Genomic DNA, 14044 nt, shown 5'->3' on the forward strand with positions numbered 1-14044 from the left:
TGGCTCCTTAATCGATCTTGCTACACAGATTGGAAGATTCATTGCTGGCAATTACCCGGCTTTCCGAGCCAGTTTTCGCCGCATCATTACGCGCCATACTCAGACGATCCAGATATGCCTCATCCACGTCACCAGTGACATATTGACCGTCAAATACGCAGGTATCATAGATTTTAATATCTGGGTTGCCGTCACCCACGCAGCCTTTCAGATCTTCCAGGTCCTGATAAACCAACCAGTCACAACCGATTTCTGCACACACTTCCTCATCTGTCCGACCATGCGCAATTAGCTCATTGGCCGCCGGCATATCAATTCCGTAGACGTTAGGGTATTTAACGGCCGGTGCGGCGGAAGCAAAATACACTTTACGCGCACCAGCATCGCGAGCCATCTGCACAATCTGACCCGAGGTAGTGCCACGGACGATAGAGTCGTCCACCAACATCACCACTTTGTCCTTAAATTCCAACCCGATAGGATTGAGCTTACGCCGAACAGAGCGTGCACGTTCGGTCTGCCCCGGCATAATAAAGGTACGGCCGATATACCGGTTTTTGATAAAACCTTCTCGGTAAGTGACACCCAGTTCAAGCGCCATTTCCATCGCCGAGGTACGGCTGGTGTCTGGAATAGGAATAACAACATCGATGTCATGCTCTGGACGCTCACGGAGAATTTTTTCCGCCAGACATTTACCCATACGCATACGTGATTTATGCACGCTGACATCATCAATAATGGAATCAGGACGCGCTAGATACACAAATTCAAACAGGCAAGGTGCCAGCTGGGTGTTATCACTGCACTGCTGGGTAAATACGTTACCTTGCATATCGATATAGATTGCTTCACCTGGTGCAATATCACGCACCCGTGTAAAGCCGGCGATATCCAACGCAACACTTTCTGAAGCCACCAGATATTCAGTACCCTGCGCGGTTTCCCGCTTGCCGTACGTCAGCGGGCGAATACCATTTGGATCGCGAAATGCCAGAATGCCGTAACCCGTAATAACAGCCACAGCGGCATAACCGCCCTTACAGCGTTCATGCACCCGGCGCACTGCAGAAAACATATCCTCAGCCTGTGGTTGCAGCTTGCCCTGTCTTTGTAGCTCATGGGCAAAGATATTCAGCAGTACTTCGGAATCTGATGTGGTGTTGATATGGCGCAGATCGGCACGAAACATCTGATCAGCCAGCTCTTCAGCGTTGGTCAGGTTACCATTATGGGCCAACGCAATACCGTAGGGTGAGTTAACGTAGAACGGTTGAGCCTCGGCTGAACTGGAGCTGCCAGCCGTTGGGTAACGCACATGGCCAATACCGACATTACCCACCAATCGTTTCATATGGCGGGTGCGGAACACTTCATTAACCAGGCCATTATCCTTGCGCAGAAAGAAACGGTTACCCTCACAGGTCACCATACCCGCCGCATCCTGCCCACGGTGCTGCAGCACCGTCAAAGCATCATAAATGGTCTGATTAACATGGGTTTTGGCTACGATACCAACAATGCCGCACATTCAACTTCACCTCAAAGTGCTAACTTACTAAACGAAAACTTTACCGACCGGCGTTCCAAATCAGGCTCGCCATATCGCGGGCAGCATCCTTGGTCCAGTTTTCCATAAGAACAAAGTGGGGAATCAACTGTGACTCCAACCACCAGGGATCGTTGATGGCAGGACTCATGCGAAGCAGAGCCACTAAAACCACCACAATCAGGCCGCCTCGAGCGGCCCCAAAACCAATACCTAACACACGGTCGGTACCACTTAGACCGGTCGCGTCTACCAGCAGACCAATCAGTTTATTGAGCAGAGCACCTATCACCAGTGTGATAATGAAGAGAATAGCAAAAGCCGCACCCAGCCGGACCGATGGTGTTTGAATATATGGCTGCAGCAGAACTTCGAGTGATTGAGAAAATAGACGGGCGATGATGAAAGCTGCGACCCAGGTCAACAGAGACAAGGCTTCACGTACGAAACCGCGTCTCAAGCTGATCAGGCTTGAAATCGCAATAATGACAAGGATGGTCCAGTCAGCCCAGTTCATCGTCTTCTGCCGTTAGAAAAAACAGGCCGCATTTTAACAGACTTTAGTCGGTGATAAAAAAGGAAATACCTGTACCGGATAAGATTTCATGCCCGGTTTACTGCGTCGTAAAGCGAACAATGATTCCATCCAGACCCATATCCTTTTGCAACTGCGCTTTGAGGCCTTCCAGCCGACTGCGCTGCATTTCGGGTCCCACGTAAACCTTGACCAGCTCTCCCTGTTTACGGGTGAACACCTTATACCCCTCGTTAATCAGCTGTCGGCGCAAGCTACGGGCATTACTTTCATCCTTAAAGCTGGCCAGTTGCAATGTCCAGGACACAGGAACACCCTGCTGATCAAGGACCGGCTGGTCATCTCTGAGATCCAATTCAGGTTGCTGTTTCGCATCAGTCAGTGCCTTGGCGACATGTTCCGGCACCTGAGGCAGGCCAACAGCAGTGTTTGCAGCGCCGGGCTCAGTGGTATCCGGCAACGCTTTAGATTGTGGCTCAATTTTGAAAACCTCCGGCCGCTGAGGCGCCTCGGGTATCTGACTGACCAGATGCCGCTCCTCATAACCCGCACCGCTAAACAGCAGCGGAAACAGAATCGCCGAAGACACCAAAATCACGGCGAACCCCACCAAGCGGTATTTAATCTGTTGCTGCATAACGGCTTATTCCCTGTCCAAAACGCTCAACGCTTCGGCAACGGTATAAAATGATCCCGCAATAATAACATTCTGCGGCAGAATTTCCCCTTGCAGAAGTTCGCCAATGGCATCCGTTACTGAGCCATGCAAGTTAACCTCTGCGGTAGAAGGTAGCAGGGCTGCAAGCTCCGCGGCTGTTCCTCCTCGTGGTACCTGCAGATCCGCCAGGTGCCACGTCTGCACCTGTGGTGCCAACGCTGCAACAACCGCCGCGCGGTCCTTATCCTTGAGCATCGCCAATACAATCACCGCAGTCCCCCCCTTATCTGACAGCCTTTGTGCCAACAGTTCAGCTGCCTCGGGGTTATGTGCCACATCTAACCAAAAATTTATGCCGCGATATTCGAGTTTCTGCATTCTGCCGGTCAATCGCGCCTCAGCAATACCCTGCCGACGCACCGTATTAGATAACGGCAAATCGAGCAGAGCAGTCACTTGTAACGCTGTGGCTGCATTGGCTTCGGGCAACATTGGCCTTGGGATATCACTTAATACCCAGGACCGCCCCCCGACATCCTGACCGTTAAACTGGCAATAATCAGAAGTGTCGGTCCAACCATACTCATAGCCAGTTCTATACAGTGGTGCATTCAACTTGTGAGCGGTTGCCACAACCGAATTTGGCAGGTCGGGATCACCACACACTGCCGGTTTGCCTGACCTGAAAATACCGGCCTTTTCAAAGCCAATAGCTTCTCGGGTATCACCCAACCAATCCTGATGATCCAAAGCGATGGTAGTAACTACGGCAACGTCTGGATCGACGATGTTAACAGCATCTAAACGACCCCCAAGCCCTACTTCCAGCAGCACCAGGTCAGGTTTTTCCTGGCTAAAGATCAATAGCGCTGCCAAGGTACCAAACTCAAAGTAAGTCAGTGCAATATCACCACGTGCCTGATTAATAGACGCAAACGCTGCACATAACTGTGCATCTGATACAGGCTGACCCTTCAGCTCTATCCTCTCGTTGTAATGCAGGAAATGCGGCGAGGTATAACAACCTACCCGATAACCAGCAAGCTGATAGATGGTCTGTAAATAGCGAACGGTGGAGCCCTTGCCGTTGGTACCGGCAATCGTGACCACCCGGCTGGCGCTGAGATCAACAGCCAAACGTTCAGCTACCTGGCTGACACGGCTCAAGCCAAGCTCGATTTCAGATGGGTGGCATTGCTCCATCCAAAGCAGCCAGTCGGCAAGAGTGCGCGTGGAGTGAGGCGGTTGGGTCATGCTGTTTACTCAGAAAAAAAGGCCGACGCAGAGCGACGGCCTTAGCTCAATACCTGGACAGTCTTATTTATCTGCGTCAGCAGGGCTATCAACGGTTTCTTCCACAACTTCACCCTCAACCGGCTCTAGCACTGGCACCGCCAGGCTATGTCCCAGCTTACGCAAAATAGCGGACAGGCGCTCACGCAGCTCGCCCCGTGGAATGATCATATCAACCTGCCCGTGCTCCAGCAGAAACTCGCTGCGCTGAAAACCTTCGGGCAACTTCTCCCGCACCGTCTGCTCAATAACGCGGGGGCCAGCAAAGCCGACCAGTGCTTTTGGCTCGCCGATATTCAGATCACCCAGCATTGCCAGCGATGCAGAAACACCACCATACACAGGGTCAGTTAGTACCGAGATATACGGGATACCATCCTGACGCAGCTTTTCCAGTACTGCACTGGTTTTTGCCATCTGAAACAGGGAGAACAAGGCTTCCTGCATCCGCGCACCACCTGAAGCCGCAAAGCAAATCAGGGGGATACGTTCCTGCAAACTGATATTCGCGGCGCGCACGAACCGCTCACCAACCACCGCTCCCATAGAACCACCCATAAAGCGAAACTCGAACGCAACTGCCACAATAGGCATACCTTCCAGTTCACCGCGCATGGCGATCAGCGCGTCTTTTTCATTGGTATCACGCTGCGCTGAAGTCAGTCGATCCTTATACTTCTTGGAATCTTTGAATTTAAGGCGATCAACCGGGGTGACATCATTGGCAATCTCCTGACGGTTATCAGGATCCAGAAACAACTCGAGCCGCTTGCGGGCACCCAAACGCATATGATGGTCACATTTGGGGCAAACATTTAGATTTGTTTCTAGTTCGGGGCGATACAGTACCGCCTCACATTTGGGGCATTTTTTCCACAAACCTTCAGGGACAGCAGCCCGTTTGCGCTCAGACCGAACCAATGAAGGTACAATTTTTTCCAGCCAATTACTCATGCTTCAAACCCTTTCCTGATCCCGCTGATCAGCTATCCATCTCTGTTCGCATCGCTTTAATAATCGCCGCAACCTGTGCCGGAATCTGCTCTGGAGTTTTAACCAGGTCAGCGATTTTATTCACCAATACACTACCAACAATAACACCATCTGAAACCTGAGCCACCTGTTTAGCAGATGCAGGATCCTTGATACCAAAACCAACCCCTAACGGCAGGTCGGTGTACTGACGTACCAGATCGAGACGTGATTCAACCTCGTCCACATCCAGTGAAGCAGAACCGGTAACACCTTTGACAGAAACATAATACAGGTAACCACTGCCATGCTCACAAATACTTTTGATACGTGACTCCCTGCTGGTTGGTGCCAACAGAAAAATAGTATCAATTTCATGTGCTTGCATAATAACAGTAAACTGCTCTGCTTCTTCAGGTGGCAGATCTACGGTGAGAACGCCATCAACACCTGCCGCCTGAGCAGCCTTAGCAAAGGCCTCATATCCTAACGCCTCAACCGGATTCAGGTATCCCATTAACACGATTGGCGTTTTTTGATCTTGCTCACGGAAGGTTTTGACCATATCCAGCACATCGAGTAGACGCACGTCATGATTTAACGCTCGTTCACAGGCTAGCTGGATCACCGGGCCATCTGCCATTGGATCGGAAAATGGCACACCGAGTTCGATGATGTCTGCACCGGCATCCACCAGAGCATGCAACAGGGGTACAGTAACCGCCGGCGCAGGATCACCGGCAGTGACGTAAGGGATCAATGCCTTGCGGCCATCGGCTTTAAGGGCAGCAAAGCAGGAAGAAATTCGACTCATGATACTTTGTGTTCCACTGATTCAGATATTGATACCGTCAATTTGAGCGACGGTATGTATGTCCTTGTCGCCGCGACCGGACAGATTCACGACGATGGTCTGATCTTTGTCCATCTCTTTGGCCAGTTTCATGGCATATGCCACTGCATGACTGGACTCAAGCGCAGGCATAATGCCTTCAATTCGGGTCAACATCCGGAAAGCATCCATTGCCTCTTCATCGGTGGCATCAACATATTCAGCCCGGCCAGAATCTTTAAGGAACGCATGCTCCGGACCAACCCCAGGATAATCCAACCCAGCAGACACTGAATGGGTGCCCAGAATTTGTCCGGCATCATCGGACATCAAATAGGTTCGATTACCATGGAGCACACCGGGATGACCGGCAGACAACGGCGCGGCATGTTGGCCAGTAGCAATACCGTAACCACCGGCTTCAACACCAATCATACGTACTGAGGCATCTTCGATAAACGGATGAAATAAGCCAATGGCATTGGAACCACCACCCACACAAGCAACCAGTGCATCGGGTAGTCGACCCGTCATTTCGAGACATTGTTGGCGTGCTTCACGACCAATAATGCACTGAAAGTCACGTACCAGTTTTGGATAAGGGTGCGGACCGGCAGCAGTACCGATGATATAGAAGGTGTTGTCGACGTTGGTTACCCAGTCGCGCATCGCTTCGTTCATGGCATCTTTGAGCGTACGAGTACCTGACTCTACCGGAATTACCGTAGCCCCCAGCAGTTTCATACGGTATACGTTCAACGCCTGACGCTGCACATCTTCTGCGCCCATGTAGACCTGACATTCCAGGCCCAGTCGCGCAGCAACCGTAGCGGTGGCAACACCGTGCTGACCGGCACCGGTTTCAGCAATCACGCGCGGCTTACCGGTATATTTAGCCAGCAGCGCCTGACCGATTGTGTTATTCACCTTGTGAGCACCGGTATGATTCAAGTCTTCCCGCTTCAGATAGATCTGTGCGCCACCAACTTTAGCTGACAGGTGGCTGGCATGGTAAAGCGGTGATGGACGTCCAACATAATGCGCCAGATCGTAATCAAACTCCCGTTGGAATTCTGGATCATGCCACAGCTTCTCATAAGTCTCTTCCAGCTGCTCTAATGCAGCCATCAGGGTTTCAGAGACAAAACGACCGCCATAAGGCCCAAAGTGACCATGGCTGTCCGGCAACTGAGAAAGTGCTTTAAGATCGGTTGGAGTCGGCACGGTTAACCTCTTTTACAAACGCTGTTATTTTTGCGGCATCTTTGATGCCTTTACCCTGTTCCACCCCCCCGCTGACATCAACAGCGTAGGGTTGTACCGTCAAAATGGCGTCCGCCACATTATCACAATCAAGCCCACCAGCAAGGATTACCTTAGCAGCCAGATCGGCGGGAATGCGCTGCCAATCAAATACTTCACCGGTACCGCCGGGTACGCCCGGCTGATAGGCATCCAGCAATAGATTCTGAGCAGCAGAAAACTGGTTCGCTGCAGCAGCAATATCCAGACCCGGTTTCATGCGCATGGCTTTGATATAGGGCTTGGAAAAACCACCGCAGAAGTCCGCAGTTTCTTTACCATGGAACTGTATTAGGCCTATACGTGTCTCCATGATGATCTGATCAATCAGGCTGGCTTGTTCGTCTACAAATAATCCAGTAGTAGTCACAAACGCGGGTAACTGGCTGATAATCGCAGCGGCTTTACATGGTTCAATATAACGCGGGCTCGGGGGATAAAACACAAATCCCAGCGCATCTGCGCCCGCATCAATGGCTGCATAGGCATCCTCAAGACGGGTTATTCCACAAATTTTAATTCGGGTTCGCATGACACCAGCACATCAGGTTTCAGGGCAGGCCCGAGATATTAGCAGATTGTGGGGGGCCGCGTCAGTCTCGCGGCGCAAGGAAATAGGGTCCAATAGAAGATTCGGGCAGCGCAAACTCAACTGGGTATTTAACATCAACGAAATACAAACCAAACGGCGGTGCTGTCACCCCTCCCTGGCGCCGATCACGTGCGTTAAGCACTGTCTTTGCCCAGCCAGGCTCGGCTTCCCCAGCACCAATTTTCATCAGTACCCCTGCAAAATTACGAATCATATGATGTAAGAACGCATTAGCAGTCACATCCAGCACAATCAGCTGTCCACAGCGATAAATGTCCAGCGCTCTGACGTGCCGTACTGGGCTTTTTGCCTGGCAACCAACCGCCCGATATGAAGTGAAATCATGTTCACCAATAAGATGCGCAGCCGCCTGACGCATCCGCTCGACATCCAGGTCTTTATAAGTCCAGGTTACGCCTCTTGCCAACACGGCTGGTTTTACTGAACTGGAATAGATCAAATAACGATAACGCCGCTCCAATGCAGAAAACCGGGCATGGAAATCATCACTGACCGGCTTGGCCCAGCAGATAGCGATATCATCAGGTAGGTGTGTATTGCCGCCCATAACCCAAGCCCGTTCGGTGCGTTGTACCTGACTATCAAAATGAATGATCTGATAGGTGGCATTGACCCGAGCGTCAGTGCGGCCGGCACAGATGACATGCACCGGATGATTGGCAATTTTAGCCAATGCCCGCTCTACTTCTGCCTGCACACTATTGGCCTGGTGATCTTTCTGTATCTGCCAACCGCGATATGCCGCGCCAGCATATTCAATACAGAGTGCATAACGATAAGAAGGGGCGACCGTAGTCGCCCCTTCTGGTGCCACCACTGTGGCAGTTACATCGGATTCTGACATATTAGCTTTCGTTAAGGGTATTCATCAAAGCTTCGGCTTCCTGTTTCTGGGAAGCATTACCCTCACTGAGGATTTCCTGCAGGATGTCTTTGGCGCCTTCCAGATCTTCCATATCCATATAGGCACGCGCCAGATCCAACTTGGTTTCGACTTCATCTGCACCTTCCAGCAGATTCAACCCTGCTAATGCATCAAAGTCCTCATCCTGATCGTCGGCACCTGATTCTTCCAGTTCGATATCGTTATCTGTCGCGCCAAGCAACTCATCCAACTCAGAATCCAGCTCTTCAGAGAACGCTTGCTCTGCCGGTTTTTCTGCTGCAGATTCTAGCGCTGCTGCCGCTTCTGGCTCGGCTTCTGGTTCGGACTGAATATCATCCAGGTCCAGATCCAAGTCCAGATCATCCGCCATTGCAGCTACCGGCTCATCAGCAGTCTGCGTTGGGGCATCAGTCGGGATATCCAGGTCAAGATCCAGATCGAAATCCAGCCCATCTTCTGCACTTTCTTCTTCTGGTACGCTGATTTCCTCTGGCGTTTCCGGAATGTCGGAGAGATCAAACTCAAGGTCATCCTCTGCCACTGAAACCGAAGACTCAGCCACAGGTGCCGGTGTCGCCTCTGTCTCTGTCTCTGTCTCTGCCTCTGGCGGGGTCAGATCACCTAGATCGAACTCGAGGTCATCATCAACTGCCAGCGTTTCTTCCTCAACTACAGAATCTGATGGCTGCTCAGGCATCTGAAGCAATTCATCAAGCTCTTCGGCATCCGCCAGGGCTTCAACCTGATCAGATTCAGTCAGAACTTCGTCCAATGACAGTTCTTCTTCCACAGCAGGTGCTGACTCAACGTCGCCAAGAATATCATCCAGGTCACTTGAGAGATCGATCTCGGGCTCAGCTTCTGGCTCTGGCTCTGGGGTTTCACCCAGAATGTCATCAAGATCACTTGAGATGTCTGATTCTTCGATCTCAGCAGTACCCTCTACTGCGGCGCTGTCATCTTCGTCATTTTCATCAGCTTCAGGTAACGCGAGGTCAAATTCTTCATCTTCCAGAAGGACTTCACCGTTATCGGTATCTTCCTGCAACGTACCGAGCACTCGACCAGCTTCATCATCTTCCAGATCAAGATCCATATCCAGATCCAGATCATCGAACTCACTCAGGTCAGTATCTTCTTCATCGACTATTGGCAGCTCAACCTGCTCAGTCTCAGTCACTTCTTCTGCGGCTTCTTCTACAGCAACCGCAGCGGCAACCTCTTCAACAGCTGTTTCAGATTCTAATTCCGCAGCAGGTTCTGCTTCAGCCGCCACAGCAGCACCCGCAACCGCAGCGGTAGCAGGAACTACTGCATCACTATCCGCGCCATCTTCTGGTTTGCGTTTACGCAGCGCAAACAGTGCACCAAGCAACAAGATAACCAACCCTGCTGCCAGGCCAATCAACACCATAGGAGATGCCATCAACTGTTCAAGCAGGTTGGATTCAGACTTTGGCTCCGCCTGTGCCTTGGCGAATTCAGACTGGAGGCTGGCCAGCTCCTGATCTTTTAATTCCAGCATCCGCTGTAAAGATTCTAACTGCTGCTGTATTGCATCCAAACGCTCATTGAGGGCTTCATTCTCGCGAGCCGTCTGATCTGCTGCTTCAAGGCTGTCATTCAGGCGCTGTTCGAGATCTTGATTTTGCGTTTGCAAAACTGCCAATGGATCTTCCGCCGCTGCTTCAGCCGCGGATGCCGCTGCATCGGATTCGGCATCGTCAGCTTGTGCTACACCCTCTGCAGGCTCTTCCGGGGCGACGACTTTCAACTCAGCATCGTCAGATGCAATCTCTGGCTCAGGACGACTTGCTGCCGGTTTTTCTTCAGGTTCAGGCGTCGCGGGTTCTTCCGGAGCCGACTGTGAAGCCACTTTTTGCGGCGCGGGTTTAGCACGTTTGCTCTGCCACATCTGCGTTTGACGTGTAACCTCTTCCGCTGCCTGAGCGGGGGTTACTGAAGCAAACTCTTCCGCGGAAGGCATCTTCAAAATCGCATTCGCTTTCAAACGATTGATATTGCCATCAATGAAAGCATCAGGGTTTTTCTTCAACCAGGCAATCATCAACTGCTGGGGAGAAATACCCGCTGGCTTATTGTTAATCGCCAGTGCCCAAAGCGTATCTTTGCGCCCGACCCGTACATCATTATTTGTTACAGTAGGTGCAGCCGCTGGGCTATCAGCAGTTGGGGCTGAGGTGGTTACTCGAGAAGCCTGAGAGGCCGGGGGTGTAACAGCTTCAGCCCTAACTGGCTTTTTTTCCGGTACCGCCGTTGTTGAAGCTGCAGGCGAAACCTGCTGTTTCACTGGCGCAGGCTCAAACACCGGAGGGTCAAGCAATAGGGTATATTCACGCACCAAGCGCCCATTCGGCCAGTTCACTTCCATGAGGAAGTTCAGGAACGGCTCGCGCATTGGCTGATCGGATGTAATGATAATTTTACCGGAACCATCAGGCTGGACCTTTACCTGAAAGCGTATACCCGACAGAAAATAGGGGCGCTCTAAACCTGCCAAGGCATAGTCGTTAACATCTGCCATTCTGGGATGAATCTGTAATGCATTGAGCTGCTTAACCTGCAGCAAGTTTACTTCAGCACTCAAAGGCTCATTTAGCGCGGAAATAACTTTAATCTCACCCAGCCCAAGCGCATGGGCATTGGTGGCGGTAATGATCCCTGCTACGGCAAGGCCAACAGCATGTTTTTGCCACATTGTCTTGTCCCTGTTCCCCCACCCTCAAAAATTCTGGATAAATCAGAGGGTTGCGTTTAGATAACTTGCATGAAGTATTGATTATAAACGGGCCGGGGGTCAAGAGACCGATTGGACTTCTGACACTCCGAATAAGCTACCGACGCCATTGGCGGTACCCGCTACGCCAGCTTCTCAGCTAACAATATCCATTTATCGGCCATAGCGTCTAGATTTAAAGTCCTGTTTTACTTGAGCACAGGGCTGATGCTGACACTACTGGTAATACACTGATAATAAAAGCCATACCTTTGAGACCATAAAAAAGGCAGCTAAAGCTGCCTTTTAAATATCACCGCTGATTTGCGCCTTAGCCTGCAATCAGGATACGTAACATCCGGCGCAGAGGCTCTGCGGCTCCCCACAACAACTGGTCACCCACGCTGAATGCATTCAGGTATTCATTACCCAGGTTCATTTTACGCAGACGGCCCACTGGAACTGACAATGTGCCGGTAACCTTGGCAGGAGTGAGTTCATGAGCAGTAATATCCCGCTCATTAGGAATGACTTTAACCCAGTCATTGGCTTCAGCCAGCATGGATTCGATCTCATCCATAGGCACATCAGATTTCAACTTGATGGTAAACGCCTGACTATGACAACGCATAGCACCAACCCGCACACAGGTACCATCGATTGGAATTGGATTATTAGCTAATCCCAGAATTTTGTTGGTTTCAGCGTAAGCTTTCCACTCTTCACGACTCTGGCCGTTATCCAGACGCGTGTCGATCCAGGGGATCAATGAACCTGCCAGCGGTACACCAAAGTTATCAGTCGGCATAGCATCACTGCGAATGGTTTCAGCAACCTGACGGTCGATATCCAGAATTGCGCTGGCCGGATTATCCAGGTCGCTCGCAACCGATTGCTGAATGATACCCATCTGATTGATGAGTTCCCGCATATGCCGCGCGCCACCACCCGATGCCGCCTGATAAGTCATGGAGGTCATCCATTCGATCTGGTCTGCCTGAAACAGTCCACCCAGACCCATCAGCATCAGTGATACAGTGCAGTTACCGCCGACAAAAGTTTTGACTCCCTGGCTCAGGCCATCTTTGATGACGTGCATATTCACCGGATCAAGTACGATAATGGCACTATCATCCATACGCAGACTGGATGCAGCATCGATCCAGTAACCCTGCCAGCCTGCTTCACGCAATGGGCCGTATACCTGTTTCGTGTAGTCACCGCCCTGACAGGAGATAATCGCATCCATCTGCTTCAGCTCATTGATATCGCTGGCATCTTTGAGCGCCGGAATGGACTTGCCAATTTCCGGTCCTGGTTGGCCGACCTGAGATGTGGTGAAGAATACCGGTTCATCGATATGGTCGAAATCACCCTCTTCCTGCATACGTTGCATCAGCACGGAACCAACCATGCCACGCCAACCCACAAAACCTACACGCTTCATTGTTATCACCAATAGATCCGATTCAACATCATACGAAAGCGGCCCCTAACCAGTAGGAGCCGCTAAAGGGGCTATATTATGCAATAAATAGCCGTGTTTTTCTATGCACTGAGTGCTGCAACAACCGCATCACCCATCTGGCTGGTAGAGACCTTTTCAGTACCCTCTGACCAGATATCAGCAGTACGCAGCCCCTGATCAAGCACTTTACTAACGGCCGCTTCAATACGATCCGCCGTATCACCTGCATCCAGAGAGTAGCGCAGCATCATGGATGCTGACAGGATAGTTGCCAATGGATTTGCCAGGTTCTGACCTGCAATATCCGGCGCCGATCCATGGCACGGCTCGTACATACCCTTACCGTTCACATCCAGTGAAGCCGATGGCAGCATACCAATTGAACCCGTCAACATCGCCGCTGCATCCGACAGAATATCACCGAACATGTTACCGGTTACCATGACATCAAATTGCTTCGGCGCACGGACCAGCTGCATCGCTGCATTATCGACATACATGTGACTCAGTTCTACATCCGGGTATTCTTTGCCCACCTCTTCCATGATTTCACGCCAAAGAATCGTAACTTCCAGTACATTAGCCTTATCAACAGAGCAGAGTCGCTTATTACGAGCACGAGCTGCTTCAAATGCCACCTTAGCAATACGACGAATCTCATTCTCGTCATATACATAGGTATTAAAGCCTTCGCGAATACCACCCTCTTTCTCACGGATACCGCGTGGCTGACCAAAATAGATGCCGCCTGTCAGCTCACGCACAATCAGGATATCCAGACCAGAAACGATCTCCGGTTTCAGCGTAGACGCATCAGCCAGCTGTGGATATAGGATCGCCGGACGCAGATTCCCAAACAAGCCCAGGTTAGAACGGATACCCAGCAAGCCTTTTTCCGGACGAATCTGAAAGTCAGGATTGGTATCCCACTGTGGGCCACCAACAGCACCCAGAAGAATCGCGTCTGCCGCTTTTGCCGCTGTCAGTGTCGCGTCTGGCAGCGGCACACCAGTAGCATCAATGGCAGCACCACCAACATGGGCTTCAGCGAAGGACAACCCCAGGTCATCCTGTTGATTAACCAAGTCCAAAACGCGTTTAGCTTCGCGAACGATTTCAGGACCTATACCGTCCCCCGGCAAAATAAGTACTTGCTTAGACATATTATTTCCTCTGCGGCAACAATTTTTCTGGCGCCA

At 51.2% G+C, this 14044-nt stretch carries 12 protein-coding genes; all 12 read right to left on the minus strand.

Annotation, left to right across the window (positions count from 1 at the left end):
* Window positions 1-7: 7 nt before the first annotated feature.
* The 12 genes from purF to leuB all read right to left on the minus strand — a co-directional run bounded on the left by purF (window position 8) and on the right by leuB (window position 14008).
* Entirely contained in the window at window positions 8-1531 is a 1524-nt protein-coding gene (purF, locus tag ACFVYJ_RS03600; RefSeq protein ID WP_419413673.1) for an amidophosphoribosyltransferase, read from the minus strand.
* Window positions 1532-1571: 40 nt separating this feature from the next.
* Window positions 1572-2066, minus strand: a complete 495-nt coding sequence (locus ACFVYJ_RS03605; RefSeq protein ID WP_419413672.1) for a CvpA family protein — start codon at window positions 2064-2066, stop codon at window positions 1572-1574.
* 97 nt (window positions 2067-2163) lie between these two features.
* Window positions 2164-2721, minus strand: coding sequence for an SPOR domain-containing protein (locus ACFVYJ_RS03610; protein ID WP_419413671.1), 558 nt, complete (start codon window positions 2719-2721; stop codon window positions 2164-2166).
* A gap of 6 nt (window positions 2722-2727) precedes the next feature.
* Complete coding sequence (gene folC, locus ACFVYJ_RS03615) at window positions 2728-3996, minus strand: bifunctional tetrahydrofolate synthase/dihydrofolate synthase (protein WP_419413670.1); 1269 nt, start codon at window positions 3994-3996, stop codon at window positions 2728-2730.
* 63 nt (window positions 3997-4059) lie between these two features.
* The gene (gene accD / locus ACFVYJ_RS03620) at window positions 4060-4989 is read right to left on the minus strand and encodes an acetyl-CoA carboxylase, carboxyltransferase subunit beta (RefSeq protein WP_419413669.1); all 930 of its coding nucleotides are present in this window, start codon (window positions 4987-4989) and stop codon (window positions 4060-4062) included.
* Between the two features lie 28 nt (window positions 4990-5017).
* Window positions 5018-5821, minus strand: coding sequence for a tryptophan synthase subunit alpha (gene trpA / locus ACFVYJ_RS03625; protein WP_419413668.1), 804 nt, complete (start codon window positions 5819-5821; stop codon window positions 5018-5020).
* Between the two features lie 21 nt (window positions 5822-5842).
* Window positions 5843-7063 (minus strand): tryptophan synthase subunit beta, encoded by a 1221-nt coding sequence (gene trpB, locus ACFVYJ_RS03630; protein ID WP_419413667.1) that lies wholly within the window; start codon window positions 7061-7063, stop codon window positions 5843-5845.
* Window positions 7041-7673 carry a phosphoribosylanthranilate isomerase gene (locus ACFVYJ_RS03635; RefSeq protein ID WP_419413666.1) on the minus strand — a complete coding sequence of 211 codons (633 nt, stop codon included), beginning with the start codon at window positions 7671-7673 and terminating at the stop codon, window positions 7041-7043. The genes trpB and ACFVYJ_RS03635 overlap by 23 nt, the downstream gene beginning before the upstream one ends.
* A 61-nt stretch (window positions 7674-7734) precedes the next feature.
* Complete coding sequence (gene truA, locus ACFVYJ_RS03640; protein ID WP_419413665.1) at window positions 7735-8598, minus strand: tRNA pseudouridine(38-40) synthase TruA; 864 nt, start codon at window positions 8596-8598, stop codon at window positions 7735-7737.
* A 1-nt stretch (window position 8599) separates the two neighbouring features.
* Window positions 8600-11359 carry a motility hub landmark protein FimV gene (locus tag ACFVYJ_RS03645; RefSeq protein WP_419413664.1) on the minus strand — a complete coding sequence of 920 codons (2760 nt, stop codon included), beginning with the start codon at window positions 11357-11359 and terminating at the stop codon, window positions 8600-8602.
* 349 nt (window positions 11360-11708) lie between these two features.
* Complete coding sequence (gene asd, locus ACFVYJ_RS03650; protein ID WP_419413663.1) at window positions 11709-12824, minus strand: aspartate-semialdehyde dehydrogenase; 1116 nt, start codon at window positions 12822-12824, stop codon at window positions 11709-11711.
* Window positions 12825-12925: 101 nt separating this feature from the next.
* On the minus strand, window positions 12926-14008 hold the full coding sequence (gene leuB / locus ACFVYJ_RS03655) for a 3-isopropylmalate dehydrogenase (RefSeq protein ID WP_419413662.1): 1083 nt from the start codon (window positions 14006-14008) through the stop codon (window positions 12926-12928).
* Window positions 14009-14044 lie beyond the last annotated feature (36 nt).

The organism is Pontibacter sp. JAM-7 (assembly GCF_048548695.2).
Taxonomy (GTDB): domain Bacteria; phylum Pseudomonadota; class Gammaproteobacteria; order Pseudomonadales; family Balneatricaceae; genus Neptuniibacter.